26 protein-coding genes are annotated in these 22,706 nt (G+C 43.2%); 14 read left to right on the forward strand and 12 right to left on the reverse strand.

Going from position 1 to position 22,706, the window contains the following annotated elements; translation table 11 throughout:
- Positions 1 to 1,035 precede the first annotated feature (1,035 nt).
- A complete protein-coding gene (gene aroA / locus Q0C29_RS08105) occupies positions 1,036 to 2,283 on the forward strand; it encodes a 3-phosphoshikimate 1-carboxyvinyltransferase (RefSeq protein WP_292000159.1) in 1,248 nt (415 codons plus the stop codon).
- Between the two features lie 70 nt (positions 2,284 to 2,353).
- Here the strand turns inward: aroA and Q0C29_RS08110 are convergent, their stop codons facing one another.
- A complete protein-coding gene (locus Q0C29_RS08110) occupies positions 2,354 to 2,782 on the reverse strand; it encodes a universal stress protein (protein ID WP_292000160.1) in 429 nt (142 codons plus the stop codon).
- A 361-nt stretch (positions 2,783 to 3,143) separates the two neighbouring features.
- Here Q0C29_RS08110 and Q0C29_RS08115 point away from each other — a divergent pair, with 361 nt between their 5' ends.
- A complete protein-coding gene (locus Q0C29_RS08115; protein WP_292000161.1) occupies positions 3,144 to 3,590 on the forward strand; it encodes an RNA-binding domain-containing protein in 447 nt (148 codons plus the stop codon).
- Here the strand turns inward: Q0C29_RS08115 and Q0C29_RS08120 are convergent.
- Positions 3,587 to 5,233 (reverse strand): radical SAM protein, encoded by a 1,647-nt coding sequence (locus Q0C29_RS08120; RefSeq protein ID WP_292000162.1) that lies wholly within the window; start codon positions 5,231 to 5,233, stop codon positions 3,587 to 3,589. The two genes, Q0C29_RS08115 and Q0C29_RS08120, sit on opposite strands and share 4 nt — an antisense overlap.
- A 149-nt stretch (positions 5,234 to 5,382) precedes the next feature.
- Here Q0C29_RS08120 and Q0C29_RS08125 point away from each other — a divergent pair, with 149 nt between their 5' ends.
- Positions 5,383 to 5,625, forward strand: a complete 243-nt coding sequence (locus Q0C29_RS08125; protein WP_292000163.1) for a hypothetical protein — start codon at positions 5,383 to 5,385, stop codon at positions 5,623 to 5,625.
- A gap of 41 nt (positions 5,626 to 5,666) precedes the next feature.
- On the opposite strand, the gene Q0C29_RS08130 is transcribed toward Q0C29_RS08125, so the two are convergent.
- The 3 genes from Q0C29_RS08130 to Q0C29_RS08140 are packed head-to-tail and all read right to left on the reverse strand — an operon-like array spanning position 5,667 to position 7,356.
- Positions 5,667 to 5,957 carry a DNA-directed RNA polymerase subunit H gene (locus tag Q0C29_RS08130; RefSeq protein ID WP_292000164.1) on the reverse strand — a complete coding sequence of 97 codons (291 nt, stop codon included), beginning with the start codon at positions 5,955 to 5,957 and terminating at the stop codon, positions 5,667 to 5,669.
- Between the two features lie 2 nt (positions 5,958 to 5,959).
- Complete coding sequence (gene hsp20, locus Q0C29_RS08135; protein ID WP_292000165.1) at positions 5,960 to 6,490, reverse strand: archaeal heat shock protein Hsp20; 531 nt, start codon at positions 6,488 to 6,490, stop codon at positions 5,960 to 5,962.
- Positions 6,491 to 6,549: 59 nt separating this feature from the next.
- Positions 6,550 to 7,356: a shikimate kinase gene (locus Q0C29_RS08140; RefSeq protein ID WP_292000166.1), complete on the reverse strand. Its 807-nt coding sequence runs from the start codon at positions 7,354 to 7,356 to the stop codon at positions 6,550 to 6,552.
- A gap of 52 nt (positions 7,357 to 7,408) precedes the next feature.
- Between Q0C29_RS08140 and Q0C29_RS08145 the strand changes: the two genes are divergently transcribed.
- The 3 genes from Q0C29_RS08145 (at position 7,409) to Q0C29_RS08155 (ending at position 9,446) form a co-directional block, all read left to right on the forward strand.
- On the forward strand, positions 7,409 to 8,419 hold the full coding sequence (locus tag Q0C29_RS08145; RefSeq protein WP_292000167.1) for a single-stranded DNA-binding protein: 1,011 nt from the start codon (positions 7,409 to 7,411) through the stop codon (positions 8,417 to 8,419).
- A gap of 171 nt (positions 8,420 to 8,590) precedes the next feature.
- Positions 8,591 to 8,860, forward strand: coding sequence for a hypothetical protein (locus Q0C29_RS08150; protein WP_292000168.1), 270 nt, complete (start codon positions 8,591 to 8,593; stop codon positions 8,858 to 8,860).
- Between the two features lie 289 nt (positions 8,861 to 9,149).
- Positions 9,150 to 9,446, forward strand: coding sequence for a hypothetical protein (locus tag Q0C29_RS08155; protein WP_292000169.1), 297 nt, complete (start codon positions 9,150 to 9,152; stop codon positions 9,444 to 9,446).
- A gap of 44 nt (positions 9,447 to 9,490) precedes the next feature.
- On the opposite strand, the gene porB is transcribed toward Q0C29_RS08155, so the two are convergent.
- From porB to Q0C29_RS08175, 4 genes are read right to left on the reverse strand one after another with little or no spacing between them, the layout of a single operon-like run.
- Positions 9,491 to 10,438 carry a pyruvate synthase subunit PorB gene (gene porB / locus Q0C29_RS08160; RefSeq protein ID WP_292000182.1) on the reverse strand — a complete coding sequence of 316 codons (948 nt, stop codon included), beginning with the start codon at positions 10,436 to 10,438 and terminating at the stop codon, positions 9,491 to 9,493.
- Between the two features lie 20 nt (positions 10,439 to 10,458).
- Positions 10,459 to 11,679: a ferredoxin oxidoreductase gene (locus Q0C29_RS08165; RefSeq protein WP_292000170.1), complete on the reverse strand. Its 1,221-nt coding sequence runs from the start codon at positions 11,677 to 11,679 to the stop codon at positions 10,459 to 10,461.
- Positions 11,676 to 11,999, reverse strand: coding sequence for a 4Fe-4S binding protein (locus Q0C29_RS08170; protein WP_292000171.1), 324 nt, complete (start codon positions 11,997 to 11,999; stop codon positions 11,676 to 11,678). The genes Q0C29_RS08165 and Q0C29_RS08170 overlap by 4 nt, the downstream gene beginning before the upstream one ends.
- Positions 11,996 to 12,559, reverse strand: a complete 564-nt coding sequence (locus tag Q0C29_RS08175) for a 2-oxoacid:acceptor oxidoreductase family protein (protein WP_292000172.1) — start codon at positions 12,557 to 12,559, stop codon at positions 11,996 to 11,998. The genes Q0C29_RS08170 and Q0C29_RS08175 overlap by 4 nt, the downstream gene beginning before the upstream one ends.
- A 358-nt stretch (positions 12,560 to 12,917) precedes the next feature.
- On the opposite strand from Q0C29_RS08175, the gene Q0C29_RS08180 reads away from it, so the two are divergent.
- From Q0C29_RS08180 to Q0C29_RS08200, 5 genes are all read left to right on the forward strand, one after another.
- Positions 12,918 to 15,770 (forward strand): RtcB family protein, encoded by a 2,853-nt coding sequence (locus Q0C29_RS08180; RefSeq protein ID WP_367173660.1) that lies wholly within the window; start codon positions 12,918 to 12,920, stop codon positions 15,768 to 15,770.
- Between the two features lie 96 nt (positions 15,771 to 15,866).
- Positions 15,867 to 16,286 (forward strand): DUF126 domain-containing protein, encoded by a 420-nt coding sequence (locus Q0C29_RS08185; RefSeq protein ID WP_292000173.1) that lies wholly within the window; start codon positions 15,867 to 15,869, stop codon positions 16,284 to 16,286.
- Positions 16,273 to 16,515: a hypothetical protein gene (locus Q0C29_RS08190; protein WP_292000174.1), complete on the forward strand. Its 243-nt coding sequence runs from the start codon at positions 16,273 to 16,275 to the stop codon at positions 16,513 to 16,515. Before Q0C29_RS08185 ends, Q0C29_RS08190 begins: the two co-directional genes overlap by 14 nt.
- Before the next feature lie 42 nt (positions 16,516 to 16,557).
- Positions 16,558 to 17,271 (forward strand): HesA/MoeB/ThiF family protein, encoded by a 714-nt coding sequence (locus tag Q0C29_RS08195; RefSeq protein ID WP_292000175.1) that lies wholly within the window; start codon positions 16,558 to 16,560, stop codon positions 17,269 to 17,271.
- Between the two features lie 206 nt (positions 17,272 to 17,477).
- Entirely contained in the window at positions 17,478 to 18,431 is a 954-nt protein-coding gene (locus Q0C29_RS08200) for a mechanosensitive ion channel family protein (protein WP_292000176.1), read from the forward strand.
- A gap of 16 nt (positions 18,432 to 18,447) precedes the next feature.
- On the opposite strand, the gene Q0C29_RS08205 is transcribed toward Q0C29_RS08200, so the two are convergent.
- Positions 18,448 to 20,205: a succinate dehydrogenase/fumarate reductase flavoprotein subunit gene (locus Q0C29_RS08205; RefSeq protein WP_292000177.1), complete on the reverse strand. Its 1,758-nt coding sequence runs from the start codon at positions 20,203 to 20,205 to the stop codon at positions 18,448 to 18,450.
- A gap of 120 nt (positions 20,206 to 20,325) precedes the next feature.
- On the opposite strand from Q0C29_RS08205, the gene Q0C29_RS08210 reads away from it, so the two are divergent.
- Both Q0C29_RS08210 and Q0C29_RS08215 read left to right on the forward strand, forming a co-directional pair.
- Positions 20,326 to 20,778, forward strand: coding sequence for a hypothetical protein (locus Q0C29_RS08210; RefSeq protein ID WP_292000178.1), 453 nt, complete (start codon positions 20,326 to 20,328; stop codon positions 20,776 to 20,778).
- Positions 20,775 to 21,425, forward strand: a complete 651-nt coding sequence (locus Q0C29_RS08215; RefSeq protein ID WP_292000179.1) for an orotidine 5'-phosphate decarboxylase / HUMPS family protein — start codon at positions 20,775 to 20,777, stop codon at positions 21,423 to 21,425. The genes Q0C29_RS08210 and Q0C29_RS08215 overlap by 4 nt, the downstream gene beginning before the upstream one ends.
- A gap of 85 nt (positions 21,426 to 21,510) precedes the next feature.
- Here Q0C29_RS08215 and Q0C29_RS08220 read toward each other — a convergent pair whose 3' ends face one another.
- On the reverse strand, positions 21,511 to 21,828 hold the full coding sequence (locus tag Q0C29_RS08220) for a helix-turn-helix domain-containing protein (RefSeq protein WP_292000180.1): 318 nt from the start codon (positions 21,826 to 21,828) through the stop codon (positions 21,511 to 21,513).
- 89 nt (positions 21,829 to 21,917) lie between these two features.
- Here Q0C29_RS08220 and Q0C29_RS08225 point away from each other — a divergent pair, with 89 nt between their 5' ends.
- Entirely contained in the window at positions 21,918 to 22,211 is a 294-nt protein-coding gene (locus Q0C29_RS08225; protein WP_292000181.1) for a DoxX family membrane protein, read from the forward strand.
- A gap of 345 nt (positions 22,212 to 22,556) precedes the next feature.
- Here Q0C29_RS08225 and Q0C29_RS08230 read toward each other — a convergent pair whose 3' ends face one another.
- A complete protein-coding gene (locus Q0C29_RS08230; protein ID WP_292000184.1) occupies positions 22,557 to 22,682 on the reverse strand; it encodes a TRASH domain-containing protein in 126 nt (41 codons plus the stop codon).
- Positions 22,683 to 22,706: the final 24 nt, after the last annotated feature.

Genomic DNA, 22,706 nt, shown 5'->3' on the forward strand with positions numbered 1-22,706 from the left:
TAATAGTGGTGGCTGCAGTAGCAGCAATAATAGCACTAAGAAGAAGATAAGAAGCATAACAATAATTAAGGCAATTTAAAACACTTACTTCATTATTTCCATCTTTATCATGAATTAGTACTGATATGGTATTACCTCAGCCTGGTTTAGACTAATCATTTGTTCATCCCTACCACGCCTCATCATTTGGGTTCATTTACTGTGATGTTTACTGGAATAAAAGGTTTATTCTTAAATCTTGTTCAGTATGTATTTTATTTAGTGATTATTAAATTGAAGGAGCAGGAATTTATGTAAATCATTATATAATCTCCATATTGTTTAAGCATTGTTTATTACTTAAATTAGTTCATTATTGGAAAACACTTAAATAACCTGGTTAAGTAACCCTAGTAGGTAGGGGGTTAGCGTGAAGATTACTGTTTCAGGAACCCCAACTGTAAAGGTTCAACATTGTATTGGGGCAAGTTGTCAATACTTTATTTGCGTTAAGAAGGCTTTACGGTTTGTTAAGGGTAAGGCAATTTGTAGTCTAACTAATGATCCTTGCATTGGTTATAAGTGTCAGTATGCATCCTGCAGTGCTCATGCCATGGCCCCGAACGGGGAGTGTACTTTGAACCAAGGGGATAGGAATGTAAGGGAGTTGACTGATGAAGCTAAGAAAATGGAGAAGGATGTGTCTAAGATTAAGAGCCACTTAAAGAAGCTTGGTCTTGATGATTATCTATAATGCGTCTTGGGTGCGTATTGAATTAAAGAATTTCAATATTCATTCAATATCACTAAGTATGATGCTTATACCGAAATGTGAATAAGATCAGTTTGGGTTTATGGGTAATGAGGTTTTTATCATAGGAGATGGTGCATGGTGAGTCTAATAGGCTATGAGCCGTACGCTGCCACGAGCTGTGGGTATAATGCCTTCACCATTGAAGGATTCTAGAAAGCCCCCAGGGAAAGAACTCCACTATCCAAGAGAGAGCCGTCAGCGCAGAGGTATTTTTAATAATTCAGGGTCTGGTTAACCGTTGAATGATAGTTAAGATTAGTAAGTCGGTGGCGTCAGGTTCAGTGGAGGCCCCTAGATCGAAGAGTTGGGCTATTAGACTAATACTGTTATCTGCAATCAGCAGCGAGGAAACTGTAATACGTGGTGTACCAGACTCTGATGACGCTGAGGCTGCCTTAAGGATGGCTGAAGCCTTAGGCTCAATGGTTATTAAGCAAGGTGACTACATTAGGGTGGTGCCTAATTCAAGGCAATGCGGTGGTTACGTTAATGTTGGGGGTTCTGGGACTGTGATGAGGCTTGGGGTGGCGTTAGCTGCATTATGTAGAAACCCAGTTACCATTGATGGGGATGAGACCCTTAGGAGGAGGCCAGTTCGTGAACTCTTGGAATCATTGAGGAGTCTGGGGGTTAATGTGTTAGGTGATTCATTGCCGGTTACAATTAGTGGACCAGTTAAGGGTGATTACGTTGAAATTAGGGGTGATTTAACGAGCCAGTATGTTTCAGGGTTAATGATGCTTGGTCTAGTCTCAGGCATTACAGTACGTATAATTGGTGAACTAGTGTCTAGGCAATACGTGGAGTTAACTAGGAGGATTATTGAGGAGTCAGGTTGCAGTGTGAGGACCAGTGGTGACGTAATTGTGGTTAATCAATGTACACCGAGGATAGGCGTAAGTAATGTACCTGGTGATTACGCTTTATCAGGCTTCTACGCAGCCTTATCCTTAACTACCGGTGGATCAGTGACGGTAACTGGGTTACCGAGACCGCTTGGTTACGGTGATGATTCATTAGTGAACATACTTAGTAAAATGGGTGCACGCAGCGTTTTCAGTAATGGTAATTGGACCATTGAAGGTGAAGGTGCATTAAGGGGTATTGTTGTTGATTTAAAGGACTCCCCTGACTTAGCCCCAGTATTAGCCTCAATTGCGCCCTTTGCGGTGGGTGAGACAATGATGATGGGAGTAAGGCACCTTGCCTTTAAGGAAAGTAATAGGTTAGCTACAATATCCGAATCCCTAAGGGCATTTGGCGTAAATGTTAGCTATGGTGAGGACTTCTTAAGGATAAGTGGATCAGTGACCCATGGTGCATTGGTTACGTGCCCAAGTGACCATAGAATAGCAATGATGAGTAGTGTAATTGGCGCAGGCTCCGATGGTGAGACAATAATTCATAATGCTGAATGCGTTAATAAAAGTAATAGACTATTCTGGAGGGACTTAGGGAGACTTGGGGTTAGGTTAATAATGGTTAATTAGAGTCTCGTCAGCTGCGAGAAGAGTCCTCATGGGTTCAGTACTGCAGACTCATCACTACTCCTTAGTAGGCTTACTTAACAACCAACACGGGCTTGCTTGAATGCCTAACTACCTTCTCAGATACTGAGCCAAGTAGGAACCTTGCTAAGCCTTTTAAGCCTCTTGAGCCAACAATTATTAAATCCACGTTCAGCTTATCAGCGTTTTCAAGTATCTTATCGGCAGCATTACCCCTGGCCAATATGACCTCAGCATTAATGCCTGCTTCGGTTGCCTTAGCCTTGGCTTTACTTAAAATCTCATTACCGATCTTAACCATATCCTCAATCACATTAACCATAATAGGCATTGTTGATGCCGCCATAGCCACTTTATCCTCCTCAACAACGTGAATTATGTACAAGCTTGAGTTAAATGCCTTAGCTAACCCCACTGCGACCTCAATAGCCTTGTCTGAGTATTGGGAGCCATCCGTGGCCACCAGTATTTTGCTGAACATACTCTGTAAGCTACCTGCCCCTTTAAAAAGATAAGGTTAATTAAGCTTAAGTCCATGATACCTTTATGTAATTATTCATTTTTCTAATTATTTCAAAATTCTTTAAAGTAAGCTAGACATTATATTATGAAATTTTACAAGTGAAAGCCCTTGCCCTTTAGGGCGAGGAAGTTGGGCTGTCAATTAATTGGAGGGTATTAACCGGAGAGCATTTGAAGTGTAGGTAAACTCCTATAGGTGATATTGGGAGGAAAGATTAGCCGCAGTGAAGGTTAAGCTTTGGTGAATAGGATTAGCAGATGCATATGATGATGCCTTAGGCATGTTTATAAACCGCGCTTCCTTAAATAAACACCAACTCATGTGCCTAATAGATAGGATAGATGTAGAGACGCATGCGCATGCCACGGAGGATTACGATAAGGTTCTAGCTGCCTTAATTAATTTACTTGGATCAGCAGTAATTAAGCTTATTGAGACTAACTCCCTTAAAGGTCATTATAATAACCCCATTAAAGTGTTTAGGCTTACCTTAAGGTCAAGGAACTGTAGTAATGATAACATTATTAAGAGCATTGCCACTAGGCTCCCTAGTGATGATAAGAGACTACTCAGGATTTCACTGGATTCTAGAATTAACGGTAATAAGCTTTACCTACGGTTTGATAAGCAGAAGCTTTACCTAAATAATTTAACGTTGAGTGATAGTGATGATGTTGTTAAGGTTATTATCCACGTTAACCCAATTAAGTTAAGGAGCAGTAATATGCTGGATACCTTAAGGGAATTAGGCCTAGTAATTGACTAGGAGTCATTATTAATACTAATTGGTACTGAGCGTTTACTTAAATCCCATGCCGCCGAGGCTAATTTACGAATAAACTCCTCACTATACTCACCTAACTGACCAAGCTTAGCCTTATACCTGCTTAGCACAGTGTTGAAGGCGAATAGGCTTATGCGCCTCACTATGAACTTAGCTATTATATTCTCCATACCACCCACTATTAGTTCCACTGATCTTATGGCTTCCTCCATGGATTTAATCAAGGCCTTAAGAATGAACTCCCTCCTAAGTGGATCATCAATCATCTTATCTAGAACCGTGAAGTCTCTCTTCCTGAGCGCACCCATTGGTATGAATGGTAATGGGAATGTGAGTATCCTGTACTTCCTTAATCTATCAAGTAGCTCTAGACTAGCTGCAACATCTTCATCCTTCTCCCCAGGTAAATTAAGTATCATAGTACCTACTACAACCCACCTATTGTCATTAAGTATACCTACCGCCTGCTCCACAATGTCAGGGTACTGCCTTGGTGTGAATGGCTTAGCCTTACCAGACATAAGCATGTTAAGTAATCTAGGGGACCCAGTCTCAATACCCATCTCTATGAAACTCCACTCACCACCCTCGTTCATGTACTCCCCCACGAACTTAACCAGGTCAGGTGCCTGAACCACCACTGCGGCTGTTGTGAAGTCCGTGTGTAGCCTATAATCATCCCCATAACGTTTAATTAACTTATAAGCCTTAACTACAAGATCCTTAACCTTATCTGGATTAGGGTCAATTGCCTTAGCCCCATATCTGAAGAATTCCTCACTATGAAGCGTAATGCTCTTATGGCCCCCCTTCTCAATGTTAATTATTATCTCCTTATCTATATGGCCTTCAAATGGGAATGAACTAATCATTCCATTTAAAGTAGGAGTACAGAATTCACACCCCCTACCACAACCCCTAGTAACCTCAACTAAGCCGCCTATTGATGGTGTAACTATGGTTGGCACCTCCTCAATTGTTGATGGCCTACTATTAACAATCCTACCCTTAATATCCTCACCCTTAAGTATCTTCTCAAATAGCACTGGGCCGTAATTCTCAAAGTTACCCTCATAGACTATGTCAATACCCAGTTTCTGCCAAGCTCCCGTATCCACTAGTTGCCAGGCTGCTGGTCCACCAACCACAAGCTTAATGTGATCCTTATGCATCCTTATAGCTGGATGCTCAATAACCTCAAGGAATGACTTAGCTATGTATGGCATACCCCTGTACGGTAAATCAGCCAGCTTAAGGATCCAGTATAGTATGCCTGAGCCGTAGCTAAGGCCTAAGGCATCCATAGTGTAGACGCCAACTATCCTGGTTCTCGGGCCGATGACCTTATGAAGCTTATATGGGCTAGCTATAATAACGTCATCGCGGTTAAAACCATAGTTCAATAATGATGCCTCAACCTTGGCTAAACCATATGGTGCCCTCTTAACTCTACCCTCCCTGTCGCTACTTACGTTGAAGAACCAGTGCGCTATTCTTTTCCTAAAGTAATTCTCAGGTATTGCGCTGGCGAAGCCCACTATAGATGAACCATACGTGTCACTTGCGGTAGCTATTTCACTTGTTAGAACTATTGGATAACCGTAATTGCTTGACTTAGATACCATTACCCCAACTATATTGACCTATATATTTAAATCTTTCCACCATATTTAAATCTATTGATTAGGATTACTGACGAATACATTAACGGCAATCAACTAATGCTTGAAGTGGAATCAAAAGATTTATAAAATAGGGAGGCATGGCCTAACCCATGTCTGAGGAGGGATGGCAACTGCCGGAGGACTGGGAGTACTCTGGTGGCGTACCTGAGAGAATACTGAAGCTTAAGGTTAAGTGCCCATACTGTGGACACGTGTTTGACCTTGAATTAGCTGAATCATGGTACAACATAGGCATGTCTGTGGCTTGCCCAAAGTGCGGTAAGGAATTCTCAGTTAACCAATATAGTGAAATAGTGGGTGAAGTTAAGCCTAAGAAACAGCAGGCTAAGTGAATGTTAAAACACTGTGATTAAGGTTAGTTAAAATAATGGGTTTAACCCGGAACAACGAACCTGTAAACCTCAACTTCACCAGCAGTCGGTGATTTCCTAATTATCTTAATTATATCACCAGGCTTAGCGCCTAGGCTTCTAACCAATGGGTCAGTGCTCCTTATCCAGGGTAGTTGCCATGGTGCGGCGTTAAGCTTCCTAAGTAATGCCCTCGCGTCATCCTTAGGCACCACCTCAGCCTTGGGCATTAATTCATGGTTAAGCACCTTTTCTAAAACCTCCTCAGCCTTAGTCTTACGCTTACTCCTCTCTGTTGTGCTTTTCCTAGGCATGCCTACTCAACCTTAATCTTAGTACCCCTACTGCCCTTGTTTTTCTTCGGTAATTCTATGGTTAAGACACCGTTCTTGTAGGTTGCCTTAGCCTTACTTGCATCAACCTCAGCAGGTAATTGAAGCTCCTTCCTATAGCTCCTATCACTCCCCTTAGCCTCAACAACCAGTGTTCTTCCATCTGGTTCAATACTGATGCTTATGTCATCCTTATCAACACCGGGCATATCCATTATTACCTTAACCGTATCCTCCTCCTCATAAACGTCAGTTAATGGTTCAGACTCCTCACTAACTAGGGGTCTACCCCAGGGCTTAACATTACCGAATTCCTTAATCTTAGGCTTACCGTCGGGTCCCATTGTTATTTCAAAGCCGTAATAGTAAATGTTACTCTTCCCCTTCTTTGTGCCTTGTCTTTCACTAAGAGGCCTTAAAGTACCCTCAATCTCTTTCTCAACTTCCCTTTCAAATTCCTCAACAAACTTCCTCCATTTCTTAAACCATTCATCAAAGTCCTCAAACCAAGACATATTAATCTCAGTTGCTCCGGTCTTTAAAAACCTATGCCCTTAACCAGAATTAAATAAGGCTAGTCAATTAACATTGAAATAGGCCTAGTGAGTATTAAGTAACCCCAATGCTTATTAATGTAATCCACATAAGGCCCCTCTTCACCATCCTTAAAAACAGCGTATACTGAAGGACCATTACCGCTTACACCGGCGGATAAGGCTCCTCTACTTAAAGCCTCACCAATAACCCTTAGTTGATTAACATACCCTAGTGCCTTAGCCACCATTATACCATTAATGGTTGCGGCCTCCCATATTTTACCATCCAATGCCCAATGCGTTAAGTCATGGTAAAGGCTACTTAAGCCCCTAAGGGCATCAATACTTATAGGCTTCTTCCCCTCCCTGAAGCCTGTTATAACTACTACCACGTCATTTTGTGGATTAATGTGCTTAATTATCTTCATGAGTCGATTATCAGTCAACACCACTCCACCCAATAATGATGCAGCTGCATCATCAAAGGCCCCTGTTATTGATGAACCATGAGCCTTAGTTGCCTCGGCGGCTATTCTAATCGCATCAATCTTACTTAACCCAACCTCGGCGGCTTCCGTTAATGCGTAGGTTACTCCAACGGCTACTGCACTATTACTCTTTAAGCCGCTGGCCATTGGCACATTACTGTTGACTTTAATGCAGTACTCTTCCTTAATGCCTAATCTTGTCGATACGTATTTAACAATGAATGATGTGAATTCATCCATTGCGCAATTGCCCTTACTTACATTAACCCTAACAGGTAGGTCAATAGCCATAGTGCCCCCTCTTAATGATGGTATTGCGTTGATTATTGAAACGCCACCGTAAGTGGTGTACTCCACGGTAAAGCTACCGTGGGTTGGTTTAAAAGGTTGCTAAACAGTGCTAAAGCTGATGAAGATTAATGAAGGTAAGAACTACGTTGAGTTAACAGTGGAGAGGGTTGAGGACCTCTTCATACTCTACCTTGTTCTTAAGCCAGGTGACTTAATATACTCCTGGACTGTCAGGGAGGTTAGGGGTAGGAGTGGGGAGAGGTTTGGTAGGGAGAAGGTTTACCTTGGCGTTAGGGTTAAGAGCCTTGAGTTTCATGAACCAAGGGGGGTTTTGAGGATTAGAGGGATTATTGAAGATTACCCTGAGTGGCTTGAGGGGGCTGGTGGAAGTTACCACAGTCTTGAGGTGGGGGTTGGCTCAACGTTGAAGATAATGAGGAACATTGATAGGGATTACTTAGGGCAATTGATTAATACGCTTGGTTCCGGAATTAAGGTGCTGATTGCGTCAATATCAATTGAGGAAACCACGGTAGCCTTAGCCACTAGGCTTGGCGTGAGTGTTATTGCAACAATCAGTAATAATTATGTTCAAAGTAAGGAAAGCGGGGGATCCTTAATGAACCAGAGGTACATTGACGACGTCTCCAAGGTAGTGAAGCAATTGACCGAAATACATAAACCCACCGCACTAATCATAGCTACTCAAGGAATGTTAGTGAACAGTATCCCTAATATTGAAGTAAGGGGGATATCTATTGAGAGGGTCATTGTCTCCGAGGGTGGTTTAAGCGGTGTTTATGAGGTTGAGAGAAGAGGTTACTTAGATAAGATTGGCCTTAAGCTAGGTTATGATATTGTTAATAGGATTATGGAGGAGTTAGGTAAGGGCAGTGGCTTAGTGGCCCTAGGTGATGAGGTTTATGAGGCATTAAGCATAGGGGCCGCTGAATCAGTGGCTATGCTTGATAAACTCCTAATGGAGAAGGCTGAGGAATCTAGGCGCATTGTGGATGAGTGCATTAGGACTAGGGCTAGGTTAATAATAGTGCCTGAAGGTAGTGAGGCAGGTAAGTTACTTAGTGGGCTAGGTGGCCTAGCAGCATTACTTAGGTTCAGGGTTAAGTAACCGGCCCTAAAGGAGCACTTTGATTCTCACTACTTGGTTAATTCTCTCTTAATTTACCATGAATTAAAGTATCATTATGTATAGCTAATTAATATTAAGCCTTGCTCTACACTATCTAAAGTATCTATATATCGAATAAAGTTTATTAACCCCTATAGGGGTTAATAGGTTATGGGTGTTTTTACTCACTTTAGTAGGCTAGGGAGGATTCTCAAGCCTACTGGTTATGATTTTGACTTCATTTGGGATCTCCTGATAAATCTGGCTAACGTTACCATGACAGTGCCTACCATAGTTCATGTTAGGGTTAATAAGTTAATTAACATGAAATCTATTATAGCTGAATTAGGGTTAATCAGCCTATACACTTCAACTCCTAATCCGAACTATGAGGACTTACGGTATGTTATGATGCTTTACGAAACTAATAATACCAGTTAACTTGTTTATTATCTTTATCAAGCTCTTAAAAGTTATTTAACGGCATAATATTTAATAATGATGTAATTAATCTCATTAATTCATTAATATAGAATAATAATATAATTAAGGACGTAGTTAATGCTTATTGTTCCCTTAAGATTCTCATACACTTCTCAATTCATCAGTAATCTTAAATCCAAAACATAAAAGGTAAAGCATGCAGATAAACCCTTTATCACTATGAAGGACAGGGCCTTCAGCCGCTTTAAAAATTTAAATGCGTGATTATACTCAGTGATGACCTAGAGTGGTGAGTGTAAGTTATAGTAAGCTTAAGAGAATCGCCAGTAGGCATCCGGCTTACAGGATTATTGAGAATGGGGATAATGTTGAGGTGTTGTTTTATCCACCAACGGAGGAGTCGGCTTCATCAACATCAGAGTTTGAGAGTGGTTATGGTGATGTGGTTATTAGGATAGTAGGTTTAAGGAGGGGTGATAGCGTTGAGATAATTGATGCATTTGTTGAGTCTGGTAATGTGAAGAGGAGGTTGAGTTCAGATGAATTGAGCTTCTGGGTTAATGAAGTGGAGTGGCTTGCGTGAATTAAGGGATTGCTTTTAAATGTTAATAATTAGGAACTTTATTTTTAACCAAAGGCCTTAAGCAACTTGGTTAAGTAATCCCAGTAACTGTCTATTTCAGCCTCCATGGCTTTAATCTCATCCTCCTTCATGTGGGCAAACCTACCCTGAGGCTTAAGGTAATTTATGAGCGGCTTCCTCTTCGATTTATCGATATGATTATTACTGGGTGGATTAAGCCTGAACTTCCCGTGGTCCCATTCATAAAGTGGGAATACCCCAGTCTCCACCGCTAACCTAGCTATTTCAACCGTCTTACTTTCATCAATCCTCCAACCTGGCGGGCATGGGGCGAACACATGTAGGAATGTTGGCCCCTCATCTAATGCATCGAGCGCCTTCTTAACCTTATTCATTAAATCAAGCGGATACGCTATGCTTGCAGTGGCTGCGTATGGTACACGGTGAGCAATAACAATGCTCATAATGTCCTTCTTGCTCTGAACCTTACCCCTAATCTTACTACCTACGGGTGATGTAGTAGTCCATGCAAAGCGCGGTGTACCACCTGAACGCTGTATACCAGTGTTCATGTAAGCCTCATTATCGTACAGCACATATAATACACCATGCCCCCTCTCCAGCATTCCACTTAGGGCTTGAATACCAATGTCATAGGTACCACCATCACCGGCTAGGGCGATTACCTTAGCCTTAGTGTTAGCTAGACCCTTCCTGTTAAGCGCCTTAATAGCGGACTCAATTCCAGATGCAACAGCAGCTGCGTTCTCAAAGGCTACGTGAATGTATGGTACAGCCCAGGCAGTGTATGGGTATTGGGTTGTTGTTACCTCAATGCAACCAGTGGCGTTAGCTATTATGGTGTTTGGCCCAGCTGCCTTAAGTATATGTCTAACGGCTAATGACGGACCACAACCAGCGCATGTTAATTGACCAGGCCCAAAGTACTCCTCCTTAGGCACATCCCATATGGTCCTTATGCCTACCTTAATTTGTTTGTCGGCCACACCCATCACCTCAATCCCATGAATAATGATTCCTGCGGTGATTTACCAATTTTAGCAATATCCCTAAGCCTATAGTATAATTCATAGAAGTCCCTTATGTACATTGTACGCTGTGAGAGGCCATGTATTACTGAGAGCATTGGCTTATCAACATCAGCCATGTGAAGGGCTATGTAAACATCCTTAAAGACTGGCCCCTCTATAGGTGAACCTGGTGCAACAGCCCTATCAACAACTGCAATAGCCTTAGCATTAGAGAGAGCCTTAACTAAGTCATTTGCAGGGAAGGGTCTAAATAACCTAATCCTAACTACCCCTGCCTTAAGTCCCCTATCCCTAGCCTCCTTAGCAGCCTCAAGGGCATTCCAAGTTGCGGCACCACCGTACGTTACCAACACGTAGTCAGCATCATCAATCATGAAACCTTCCACGGGCTTATACGACCTATTGAACTTCTCATTGAACTCTGAGTCAACTTCATCAATGACACCTCTGGATGACTTAAGTGCATTAATAGCCTGGTACTTTATCTCATAGTACCAATCAGGGGTTGCTAAAGCACCCATTGTTATGGGGTTCTCTGGGTTAAGAATAGGCCTAGTGTTGCGTCTCCTTGGTGTGAATTCACGCACAACCTTAGGGTCATATATCTCAACCGGCTCAGTGGTATGGCTCATTAGGAAACCGTCATATGATACTATTACTGGTAATTGAACCCTGGGATCCTCAGCAACCCTAAAGGCCTCAATGATTGTATCATAAGCCTCCTGGGCAGTGGACGCTATGTATATTATCCAGCCAGTATCCCTAACATTCATTAAGTCCTGGTAGTCACCGTGAATACTTATGGGGGCTGATAAAGCCCTACCAGGTACCGCCATAACTATGGGTAACCTCAAGCCTGAGGCTATGTGAAGTATCTCATGCATTAGCTCAAGACCCTGAGCCGACGTGGCTGTGAAAACCCTCGCGCCAGCTGCTGATGCACCCACTGCTGCTGATAATGCACTGTGCTCTGACTCAACTGGGATGAACTCCGCATCAAGTTCACCATTAGCCACGTATTCGGCTAGTTTCTCAATTATGGTTGTCTGCGGTGTTATTGGGTATGCTGCAATAACGTCAACGTCCACATCCTTAACAGCTTGAGCTATGGCGTAATTAGTCGTTAAACCCTTCTTCTCAACAACAACCCTCTCCCTCTGCTTCTCAAGTACCTGCGTCATTGCTGAACCACCTCAGGCACCATCTTTATTGCCTTAACTGGGCACTCGTTTGCACATATGCCACAGCCCTTGCAGTAATCATAGTTTATCTCGAATGTCATATTATACTTCCTCCCATTCTTAGCCACATAAGGCTTATCAAGCTCAAGTATTGCCGGTTCAGGGCAGTAGAGCCAGCATATGCGGCACCTCGTGCATGCGTCCTGGTCTATTACTGGTCTTTGAGTCCTCCATGAACCAGTCTTATTATTCATAGAATTCTTAGGCTCAGTTATGTATCCACCCATGGGTATTTGCGTCCAGGACTTGAGCTCACTCATGGTATCACCCTAGCCAGCTTATACGCCTCATCAATTGCCTCGGCGTTTAATTGACCAACCCTTCCCCTGAAGGTGCCCTTAATGAGTTCCTTAACAATCTCAATATTAATCGCCCCCATTACCCTTAGTAATGCACCAAGCATGGGTGTGTTAACTATGGCCTTACCTAAGTACTTCATTGATATGCTGTAGGCATCCACGTAAACCACCTTACCGTTAAACTGGCTAAGCATCTGCTTGGCGTAATCCTCACTGGAGTTTATTACTATTGTACCATTCGGTTTAGTTATCTTAGTTATGTTGAATAAATCCACTAGTCTCACGTCAAAAACCACAGACACATCAGGCTTCTCTATAGGTTCCCTAATACCAAGGTATTGGTTAGCTACCCTAACATACGCCCTAACTGGGGCACCTCTACGCTCAGCCCCATACTCAGGGAACGCTGATGCGAATAAGCCACTGTGTATTGCGGCTTCAGCTAAAACCTGCGCTGCAGTAACCGCGCCTTGTCCCCCTCTGCCGTAGAACGTTATGTCTACGCGACTTAAATTCTCCATAGTGTTACCTTTTCAAGAATGCCTTATTAACCTTTCCTAGGTTAAAAAATACGATGGAGTTTCATTGAATTAACCTTTTTATAATACTATCTTAATTCTGATGCATTTAATAGCATTTTCATTAGTGCTGTAGCGATAGTAACCTAATATTAATCATAATATAGGTCTATTATTATCACATTATTTATAATTATGGAAGGCGTTAAGGCCCTACTGTAGATGGAATGTAATTCGTTGAGACATGAAGTTAAGTTAAATTTAATCAGAGTCCATATTCTTAAGTTAAATAATAGTGCCCTCTGCTGTAACTGGGTGAAAAGATTTAAACCACTAAGCTAATGGATTACTGCTCGATAATATGGCTCCACCTTTAAGGAAGATAGATAGATTCATCTGGGAAATACCTAAGACGTATAAGCCATGCATGAAGGTTCCAGCTAGGATATTTGCTGATGAGTCATTAATAGAGAAGATGAAGACTGATTCAACACTTGAGCAAGCAGCCAACGTAGCGTGCTTACCTGGAGTATATAGGTATAGTATAGCACTGCCTGACGCGCATCAAGGCTATGGCTTCCCAGTGGGTGGTGTTGCGGCTGTTGATTCAAACCAAGGTACCATAAGCCCTGGGGGTATTGGCTATGACATAAATTGTCTACCTCCAGGAACCAGGATATTAACTAGGTTCGGTTATACTGTGCCAATAGAATCCTTAGCCAGGGGTGGGGAATTAGTATCAATTGATAGGGACGCTAAGAACCCTAGGATAACCAGGGTAAAGCTGTTCCTATGGAGGAGGGAGAGTAGGCTAATTGCCATTAGGACAAGGAGTGGGTACGTGCTTAAGGCGTCCTCAGACCACCCAATACTGACCCCTAGGGGTATGGTTAATGCAGGTGAGTTGAAGATTGGGGACAGGGTGGCGCTACACCCATTTGAGGGTGTACCCTACGAGGAACCCCCAAGTAGGATTATTCTGAAGGGTGTTGAATTTCCTGAGGAGGTAGCTAGAGAGCTTAGTGGGAGGGGTCTATTACCGTTAACCACCAGGAATCCTAAATTACCCATACTGCTTAAGCTACTTGGCTACTTCATAGGTGGTGGCTCGTTCAATGGTGTTGATGGTGAAGTTGTATTCTATGGTTCAAGAGAGGGACTTGAGGAGATGAAGAGGGATATTGAGGAGCTAGGCTATGATGCTAGGGTATATTGTGGAACAAAGGACTTAAAGGTAAATGATAAGGGGCTTAATGATCATGAATGCGTACTGCGCGTTGTCTCAAGGAGCCTTAAGGCGTTGCTAACAGCGCTGGGTGCACCACCAGGTAGGAAGACACGCATACCCTTCAGGGTACCTAACTGGGTAATGGAACTACCCCTATGGATGAGGAGACTCTTCCTAGCTGGGTACTTCGGCGCAGCAATGAGTGGACCAGTGACCATTAATGGCTACGACTTTAAGCAGCCTCACGTAGCGGTATTTAAGGTGCCTGAACTTGAGCAAAGTGGGTATGACTTCCTAAGTGACATAGCTAGAATGCTTAATGACTTCGGCGTAGAGGCAGGTTACGTAGAGAAGGTTTACTCCAGTAACGGTGGGATTCAACTACGCCTATACGTATCGTCAACACCAAGGAATCTAACTAGACTGTGGAGTAGGGTTAACTATGAGTATAGTCCTGAAAAGAGGAGACTAGCCCTTGCTGCAGTTGTTTGGCTTAGGTTAATTATGAGGGCCATTAACCCACACAGTGAGGATGAGCAATTAACCATAGCCATAGTGGAAGGTGGCTACGCTGAGCCGATAATGCAGAGTCATGTTAATGAGAGATTCGTTGAACGTGGTGTTTATGCGGATGAGGTGGAGGAGCCTATGGCTCCTAGGGGCCTCCCGAGGTTTGAGGATTGGCTTAAAGCTAATGTTGAGGGTGATGTAGTTTGGGACATTATTGAGGATGTTAAGGAGGAGGAATTTAATGGCCTAGTCTACGACTTAACAATAGATGATGAGGCTCACGACTTCATAGCAGACGGTTTCGTGGTATCTAACTGTGGTGTTAGGGTTCTTAGAACCGACTTAACGGAGGATGAGGTTAGGCCTAAGTTAAGGGAACTTGTTAACACGATTTTTGAACTTGCACCTGCCGGGGTTGGTGAAACCGGTAGGTTGCATTTACCCATCTCAGAGCTTAATAAGGCTCTTGATGAGGGTGTGGATTGGGCTATTAGGAATGGTTACGGTTGGGCTGATGATAAGGAGTACATTGAGCAGAACGGTAGCTGGGACTTCGCAGATTCAAGTAAGGTTAGCCAGAGGGCTAAGGAGAGGGGGAAGGATGAGATTGGGACTATTGGTTCAGGTAACCACTTCATTGAGATTCAGGTTGTTGATAAGATATTTAACCCTGATGTAGCTAGGGTCTTCGGCATAGAGAGGGAGGGGCAGGTAACAGTTATGATTCACTCTGGTTCAAGGGGTTTAGGGCACCAGGTTGCTACTGATTACATTAGGATTGCTGAAAGCAAGATGAGGCAATGGGGCCTCTACCTACCTGATAGGGAATTAGCGGCATTACCATTAACAGCAAGGGAGGCGCAGGACTACTTGCACGCCATGGCTGCTGCAGCCAACTACGCCTGGACCAATAGGCATCTACTCATGCATTGGGTTAGGGAATCCTTCAGGAGGGTGTTTGGGAAGGACCCAGATAAGTTGGGCATGAGGATTGTGTATGATGTTGCGCACAACATAGCCAAGTTCGAGGAGCATGTTATTGATGATGAGGGTCATAGGGCTAAGGTTTGGGTGCATAGGAAGGGTGCAACAAGGGCATTCCCAGCGGGAAGGGAGGAGATACCTAAGGTTTATAGGGGAATTGGGCAACCGGTCTTAATACCTGGAAGCATGGGTACAGGCTCATACATACTTGTTGGTTTTGAGAAGTCAATGCAGTTAACATTCGGCACCGCCCCACATGGCGCCGGCAGGCAAATGAGTAGGTCAGCCGCAGTTAGAAGCCTACCACCAAGTAAGGTTAAGGCTGCGTTAGAGTCAAGGGGTATTATTATTAGAAGCGCTGAATCAGAGATAATAAGTGAGGAGGCCCCTGAGGCGTATAAGAACGTTGACATAGTTGCTGAAGTTTCCGATGCATTAGGCTTAGCTAAGAAGGTTGTTAGGCTGAGGCCAATAGGGGTTGTTAAAGGTTAAAAATCAGCACCACGCAGGGTCTCTTGTCCAGAACCTTTTTAAATGAATGGGAAGTTAAAAACGAACCCTTATTAAGGCCTTGGCTTAAGTAACCGAGTGCGCGTGTTTAAGGGTAATACCGTAAACGGTAGTGGTATTGTGAAGGGGGAGTTAGTTGCAGTTAATTCACCAATATCATTCCTAGGGGATGTTGACGGTACTAGGGGCATCGTTAAGGTTAAGGGGAGGGAAATTAACATAGCTGGTAAGGCCCTGGCTTTACCATACTCAACAGGTTCAACAGTAGGCCCTTACGTAATGTATCAGTTAGCTAAATACGGTAAAGCACCATTAGTAATACTTGCCACTAAGCCGGATACATTAATGTTAATAGGGTCAATTATGGCTAACATACCTCTGGTTATTAATGTTCCTGAGGAAATACTTAACTACAGTGGATGCGTAATTGAGGTGAACCTGAATGAGTCAACAATACTCATCCCAGATAAGTGCGAGACTAGCAATGCTGATACTTAGGGAATTGGCATACAGGGGCGGTAGAGCCAAGTTAAAGTACCTGAAGGTGTATAGGACAATAATTGAGTGGGGCGGGGAGGATTACGCGGTGTACATACTCAATAGGCTTAAGGATGGTTCATTAATTAAGATTGAGGACAAGTACGTAGTACTCACCACTAAGGTTCAACCCAGTAACCCCACTAAGCTTGAGAGGGAGGCTAGGGTAATGTTGATTAGGGGAGAATAGAGTGAGGCAATAGATTTATTTCACCGCATAACTCACGTAAGTGTGATAAGTAGTGATAGGTATATTAGGCAATTGCCATTAATAGGTGTTGAGGGTCAAAGGAGGCTTAGGGATGGAAGTGCATTAATCGTTGGCTTAGGCGGCTTAGGCTCATTAGCATCAATGTACTTAGCCGGTGCTGGTGTTGGTAAACTTGTGCTCGTTGACTTCGACACAATCAGCATAAGTGACCTTCACAGGCAATTCCTATACACAACTGGTGACATTGGTAAGAGTAAGGTTGAGGTGGCTGAGAAGAGGCTTAGGGAAATTAACCCAGAGGTTAAAGTTGAGGCTCACCAAATGGTGTTTACGAGGAATGAGGAAACTGAGGAACTAGTGGCCTCAGTGGACGTGGTAGTCCTGGCTGTTGATAATTTGAAAACGAGGCTTGATGCTGATGAATTAGCGGTTAAGCGCAATAAGCCTGTGGTTAATGGTGGCGTTGATGGGTGGTTCGGATTAGTGACAACAGTAATACCAGGTAGGACACCGCGTCTTGCTGAAATACTAAACATAAGGGGTCTTAGCTCAGTCTCATGTGCAGAGGGTCTATGTAACTCAGTGATAGGGCCCGTGGCAGGTATTGTAGCATCCTGGCAGGCGCTGGAGACCTTAAGAATACTGGCTGGTTTAGAACCGGCACTTGCAGGTAAGTTACTTATAATAGATTCAAGTAGGGGAATAATTGATGTATTGTCCATTTCCCGTTCCTGAAATATTAACTTGAAAATGCTCAAAAACCTGCAGAGCTCAAAGTACTTAGATTGAATTTCCCTCCAGTTGCATGAATGAGGCTTGCGCTATTATCAATATCTAGCTGCTGAAATTTAAACCTCTCGCAGTATCCCCGCCCTAAAGGACAAGGCTTTAGGTACGTTATAATAATAAGGTAAATAAATCCCGCGGCCGAATGATTACCTGTGAGGGCTAATACTAACCAGGTAAAGCAGGGACCACCCTTATCAACAGTGTTAAGCAGTATAGTTAAGAGTTGGATTCCAATAATAATTGCAGGTATTGTTGTTTACATTATTTACCACTTAACGGTTTACACGTTGAATATATTCCCAAATCTTCATTACTTGGAGAACTATGAGTACTTAGTTAAATTAGCGTTAGTGCTCATTATTGGTTCACTATTAATATACAAGACAGGTAGGGAGATAACTAAGGCGCTTTACCCATATGATCCACATACCGCCACTGCCTTAAAGTTCATTCTTCAATTCCTAATAGCCATAGCTATTATAATATTCGTGACCGCAAGCATAGTTCAATATAGCCCAGCCGCCGCGGCTTTAAGTGGCACAATAATAGGCCTGGTACTTGGCTTAGCCTTCCAGCAGACGCTTAATGATGTTATATCAGGATTTGTGCTCCTGGTATCTAAGCCCTTTAAGCCTGGGGAGAGGATAACGTTCTTAACTTGGCGGTATGGGTTACTTAGAGCCATGTACCCAACTGAAGGTACACCTAATGGCTTTACTGGGACTATAGTTGACATGGGTTTAATGTACACGACTATTGTGCTTGATAATGGTGAGGTCGCTAAGATACCTAACGCTGTTCTTAAGGACTCAATGATAATTAGTAAAAGTGACGTTAAGTACCGTGTAGTTAGGGTTAGGCTTGACTTACCTGTTAAGATTCCAATAAGTGAGTTTGAAGAGGCATTAAGGGAGTTACTAGTGAATGATGGGGTTAAGGACATTAAGGTGCTGGCTGAGGAAACTTGGCAGCAGCTTGACACGTATCAGGTTGCGATAGTGGCCTATGGGGACACAAGCCTAAGTAGCGAGGAGTTGAAGAACATCGTGTTGAGGAGGGCTATTGAGGTTAGGGGTAAGTTAAGTTCAATTAATCAAGGGAAGTAACCTACTAATGGGTTCCTCAATACTTCCTTTCCTCAGGCTTCCAGCGCGTTATCTTAACAGGTGAGTAGCTTATCCTTGGCTTATCCCCAGCAGTGTAGAAGAGTAGGGTATGCTTAAGCCAATTCGCATCATCCCTCTTCGGGTAATCCAACCTATAGTGGGCGCCCCTAGACTCGGTCCTGTTTAAGGCAGCTATTGTTATTAGCTCGGCCTGCTCAAGTAGGAAATCTAACTCAAGTATATCCTTGAGGTTCTGGTTATATACCCTACCGTCATCCTCAAGCCTAACCTTAGCGAACCTCTCCCTAAGCCTCTTGATGCTTGTGTACGCCTCTTCAAGTGTGCTCTTATCCCTAAACACATATACGTTATTATCCATTGTCCTATTCATGTCACTCTTAATATCATATGGATTCTCCCCACCGACCTCCTTATGAATTAACCTATCGAATACCCTACTTTCCTCTCTAGACACGTTCTCCTTAACTGATCCATCATATTCAGGTTCAGGGGCGTTCATTGCGTATTGGGCAGCCAATGAACCGGTTATCCTACCCCAAACTAGGCACTCTGAAAGTGAGTTACTACCAAGCCTATTAGCTCCATGAACGCTTACATTTGCAGCCTCACCTGCTGCCCATAGGTTAGGTATCCTCGTAGTAGTCTCATCAAGCATTACTTGGCCATTAATATCCACGTGTATTCCACCCATCATGTAATGCATCGCTGGCCTAACTGGTATTGGCTCATTAACTGGATCTATACCTAGGGTTTTAATCGCTATTTCCCTAATCATAGGCAACCTAGTCTCAATCCTCTCCTCACCAAGGTGCCTAAGGTCAAGTAGTACGTAGCATAGGCCTGTTTCCTCATCAATGAAGCCTCTACCTTCCATACATTCAGTTATTATGGATCTGCTAACTATGTCTCTTGGAGCCAATTCCATTCTACTCGGCGCATACCTCTTCATGAACCTTTCCCCCTCCTTATTTATTAAGTAACCCCCCTCACCCCTCGCACCCTCGGTTATTAATATGCCGTTTGGGACTAAGGCTGTTGGGTGGAACTGTGGGAACTCGAAATCCTTAAGTGGTATACCAGCCCTATAGGCTATTGTGTAACCGTCACCAGTTGAGGAGTGTGCCATTGTGGTAAACCCGTAAACCCTACCATTACCACCAGTGGCTATTATGCCAACCTTGGCTAGGAACACCTTAAATTCCCCTGTCTTAAGGTCGATAACCGTAAATCCCTTGAAGACGCCGTTCTGCATTATCATTGATGTAGCGAAGTGTTCATGAAACATTTCAACATTCTTAAACCTAAGTACATTATCATACAGTGTGCTTAACAGGAAGAATCCACTCTTATCCTGGGCGAAGGTGGTCCTCGGTATTGTCATTCCACCAAAGGGCCTTTGAAGAATCCTACCTTGAGCATCCCTTGACCATGGAACACCTAAATGATCCATGAATATTATCTCCTTCGGGGCCTCCCTAACCAAAACCTCCACTGCATCCTGGTCAGCGAGAAAGTCACTACCCTTAACGGTGTCATAGGCGTGTAAATCTAGGTTATCCCCATTTTCCTTAGGGTACAGTACTGCGCTTGCGCCACCCTCAGCGGAGACTGAGTGACTTCTCATGGCTTGAACCTTGGATAGGACGGCTATCCTAAGCTTACCATTACTCACCCTAGCAGCCTCGAAGGCAGCTCTTAAGCCAGCTAACCCAGAGCCAAGAATCACCATGTCGTACTTCAATACTTCAACCATGCATTCAGTAATTAGCCTAGATTTTATAAATCTTATCATTTCACAATTGTTGAATTTGATTACTTAACCTTAATTTTGATGACTTAAATTTTATTAACTGAGGCGTGTAGACTGCATAATATGGAGTCCCAGGTTGAGAATACTAGCAGTGGTGACTTAGAGGTAATGTATTTTGCGTCACTGAACGATTTCATGAATTACATGGATAACCAAATTAACACCCTTGAGGCTACTGTTAACTTAATTGAGAAGAATATTGCTCAACTCGAGCCGAGACTAGCGGGTTTTCAATCGCTCCTAAACATTATTAAGAAGCTTGTGGGTAATGAGAACATAATGCTAACCCCAGCCATAGAGGTCACTGGGCTTAAGATCATAATTGACCCTAAGCCCATTGATGAGTACGATGTTCTTAAGGAGTCCGTTGACTCAATGAAGGATAAGTTAACCGTGTTGAAGAAGGTGAGGGAATTAATAAGAACAATAATAGCCTCCACTAAACTAGACGTGCCAGTACTCGTGCAGGTTAGGGGTGGAGTGCCTGTTAAGATGCTTATAGGTGTAAGTAAATGAAACTTCAGGTAGCATTGGATCTAACTAACCTAGATGCCGCCGTTGACTTAGCTAGGAGATTATATGGTGGTGGATTAGTTGATGTTATTGAGGTTGGTACACCATTAATAAAGGCTTATGGAATGTACGCCGTCTCAAGGATGAGGGTCTGCTGCCCCTCAGCATTAATATTCGCCGACTTAAAGACTATGGATGCCGGTAGAATTGAGGTTAGGTTAGCGTCAGAGAATGGTGCAAACATGGCCAGTGTACTGGCAGCAGCCCCAGTGGATACTATTAGGGAGTTTAGTGAGGAGGCGAGGAAATTAGGCGTAAGTACGGTTGTTGACTTCATAGGTGTGGTTAATGTTGAAGATAGGGTTAGGGAGGTACTTAATGCAGCTAAGGTAGATTACATTGGATTACACGTGGGCATTGATGTTCAGGATTCCAGAAAGTTAACTGCAGAGACCTTAATTGATGAGGCTGAGTCAATTAAGAAGAGGAATGGCGTTGGGGTAACGTTAGCAGGCGGTGTAGACGCCAAGGCTGCGCTCAAGTTAAGAGGGAGGGATATTGACGTGGTTGTGGTTGGCAGAGCCATAACCGCAGCCGAGAGACCTGAGGAAGTTGCTAAGGAGATTAGGAGAAACCTAGGACTATTCTAGGCTTACCAGCATATCGCCACTTCTAGATTAAATGAGGAGATTCTGCCCTTAGCGCCTAGTCTATTCGTAGTTTTTAATGGTGAAATTAACCATGCTCATTATTAGTAGTCTTCGATAACCACTTGTTACTCCACTCTCTAACGGCATTAACTATTGGGTCCAAGTCCTTACCCATGTCCGTTAATGCGTATAAATGCCCCTTCTCAGTGTTTATCACTGTTATCATGCCGGCTGATTGTAGTTCCCTAAGTGCCTTTGAAAGAGTTCTACTGCTGATACCAGGCATGCTGTGAAGCAGTTGATTAAAGGACCTTGGCCCCTCCCTAAGCCTATCAATTATCACAAGTCTCCATGGCTTCCCCAGTATTCTCCATGCCCTTGTAACTGGGCAATCCGTCGACATGGATTATTTAGTAATGTAGCCTACTTATTATTCTTTACTCAGGGGAGTAACGTTTAAAAACTTTACAGAGTAAATTTACTTGGTAAAGTATGAATGAACTACAGTTACTCCTGGGAACCAGCCAGGGACTGGTGGTAAGCAGCATAGCGGCACTGGTGCTTAGGGTGTTCGTTGGAGTGAACTTCATGGTTCATGGATCACCTAAACTCTTTGGACCAGGAAGAAGGGACATGAGAACAGGCATGAGTCAACTACTAGGCATACCGGGTATACTCTTTGACTTAACCGGTTTATTAGAGTTCATAGGTGGTTTAGCATTACTGCTTGGATTATTGACGAGAATTGCCACATTGTTACTGGCGATTTATAACCACCATACTTAATATAACTAAGCTGTATAATGCTCCATTACCAAGGGGGTGGACTGAGCAGGCTTTCAAGGCTACGAGAGGATATATGTTTGAGTGGGAGCTTGATACACTGCTTCTAGCGTCATGCATTACGATAGTTTTAATAGGGCCAGGGTTATTGTCAATTGATCACCTAATACTAATGATTACATGATTACTAATTAGCTGCATAGATTATTTGATAAAAGTAAGTATTTTTTCACCTGGCTTACTTAACTCTTAACTCCCTGGGATTACGGTTAAGAAAATTAGGGAATTAAAGTTAGTTACCTTGGCTTAAGCATTAGGGAGTGGGTGCTTACATTATGTTTGGTTTCATTATCTTGCATGTAGCTTTCTTTTAAGTTCCCTTAAGCATGTTCTGCAACATACGTAGTAAACTCTCCTACCTCTCTTATAGGTTATTGGTAAGCCATTTATTGGTCCACCACAGTAATCACAGATAAGCCTAGGTAATGCGGTTACTGT

The organism is Caldivirga sp., from assembly GCF_023256255.1.
Classification (GTDB): domain Archaea; phylum Thermoproteota; class Thermoprotei; order Thermoproteales; family Thermocladiaceae; genus Caldivirga.

Coding starts and splice junctions, on each gene's coding strand:
- aroA (WP_292000159.1), top strand. CDS start 1,036: ATGATAGTTAAGATTAGTAAGTCGGTGGCGTCAGGTTCAGTGGAGGCC.
- Q0C29_RS08110 (WP_292000160.1), bottom strand. CDS start 2,782: ATGTTCAGCAAAATACTGGTGGCCACGGATGGCTCCCAATACTCAGAC.
- Q0C29_RS08115 (WP_292000161.1), top strand. CDS start 3,144: ATGTGCCTAATAGATAGGATAGATGTAGAGACGCATGCGCATGCCACG.
- Q0C29_RS08120 (WP_292000162.1), bottom strand. CDS start 5,233: ATGGTATCTAAGTCAAGCAATTACGGTTATCCAATAGTTCTAACAAGT.
- Q0C29_RS08125 (WP_292000163.1), top strand. CDS start 5,383: ATGTCTGAGGAGGGATGGCAACTGCCGGAGGACTGGGAGTACTCTGGT.
- Q0C29_RS08130 (WP_292000164.1), bottom strand. CDS start 5,957: ATGCCTAGGAAAAGCACAACAGAGAGGAGTAAGCGTAAGACTAAGGCT.
- hsp20 (WP_292000165.1), bottom strand. CDS start 6,490: ATGTCTTGGTTTGAGGACTTTGATGAATGGTTTAAGAAATGGAGGAAG.
- Q0C29_RS08145 (WP_292000167.1), top strand. CDS start 7,409: ATGAAGATTAATGAAGGTAAGAACTACGTTGAGTTAACAGTGGAGAGG.
- Q0C29_RS08150 (WP_292000168.1), top strand. CDS start 8,591: ATGGGTGTTTTTACTCACTTTAGTAGGCTAGGGAGGATTCTCAAGCCT.
- Q0C29_RS08165 (WP_292000170.1), bottom strand. CDS start 11,679: ATGACGCAGGTACTTGAGAAGCAGAGGGAGAGGGTTGTTGTTGAGAAG.
- Q0C29_RS08170 (WP_292000171.1), bottom strand. CDS start 11,999: ATGAGTGAGCTCAAGTCCTGGACGCAAATACCCATGGGTGGATACATA.
- Q0C29_RS08175 (WP_292000172.1), bottom strand. CDS start 12,559: ATGGAGAATTTAAGTCGCGTAGACATAACGTTCTACGGCAGAGGGGGA.
- Q0C29_RS08180 (WP_367173660.1), top strand. CDS start 12,918: ATGGCTCCACCTTTAAGGAAGATAGATAGATTCATCTGGGAAATACCT.
- Q0C29_RS08190 (WP_292000174.1), top strand. CDS start 16,273: ATGCTGATACTTAGGGAATTGGCATACAGGGGCGGTAGAGCCAAGTTA.
- Q0C29_RS08205 (WP_292000177.1), bottom strand. CDS start 20,205: ATGGTTGAAGTATTGAAGTACGACATGGTGATTCTTGGCTCTGGGTTA.
- Q0C29_RS08210 (WP_292000178.1), top strand. CDS start 20,326: ATGGAGTCCCAGGTTGAGAATACTAGCAGTGGTGACTTAGAGGTAATG.
- Q0C29_RS08215 (WP_292000179.1), top strand. CDS start 20,775: ATGAAACTTCAGGTAGCATTGGATCTAACTAACCTAGATGCCGCCGTT.
- Q0C29_RS08220 (WP_292000180.1), bottom strand. CDS start 21,828: ATGTCGACGGATTGCCCAGTTACAAGGGCATGGAGAATACTGGGGAAG.
- Q0C29_RS08225 (WP_292000181.1), top strand. CDS start 21,918: ATGAATGAACTACAGTTACTCCTGGGAACCAGCCAGGGACTGGTGGTA.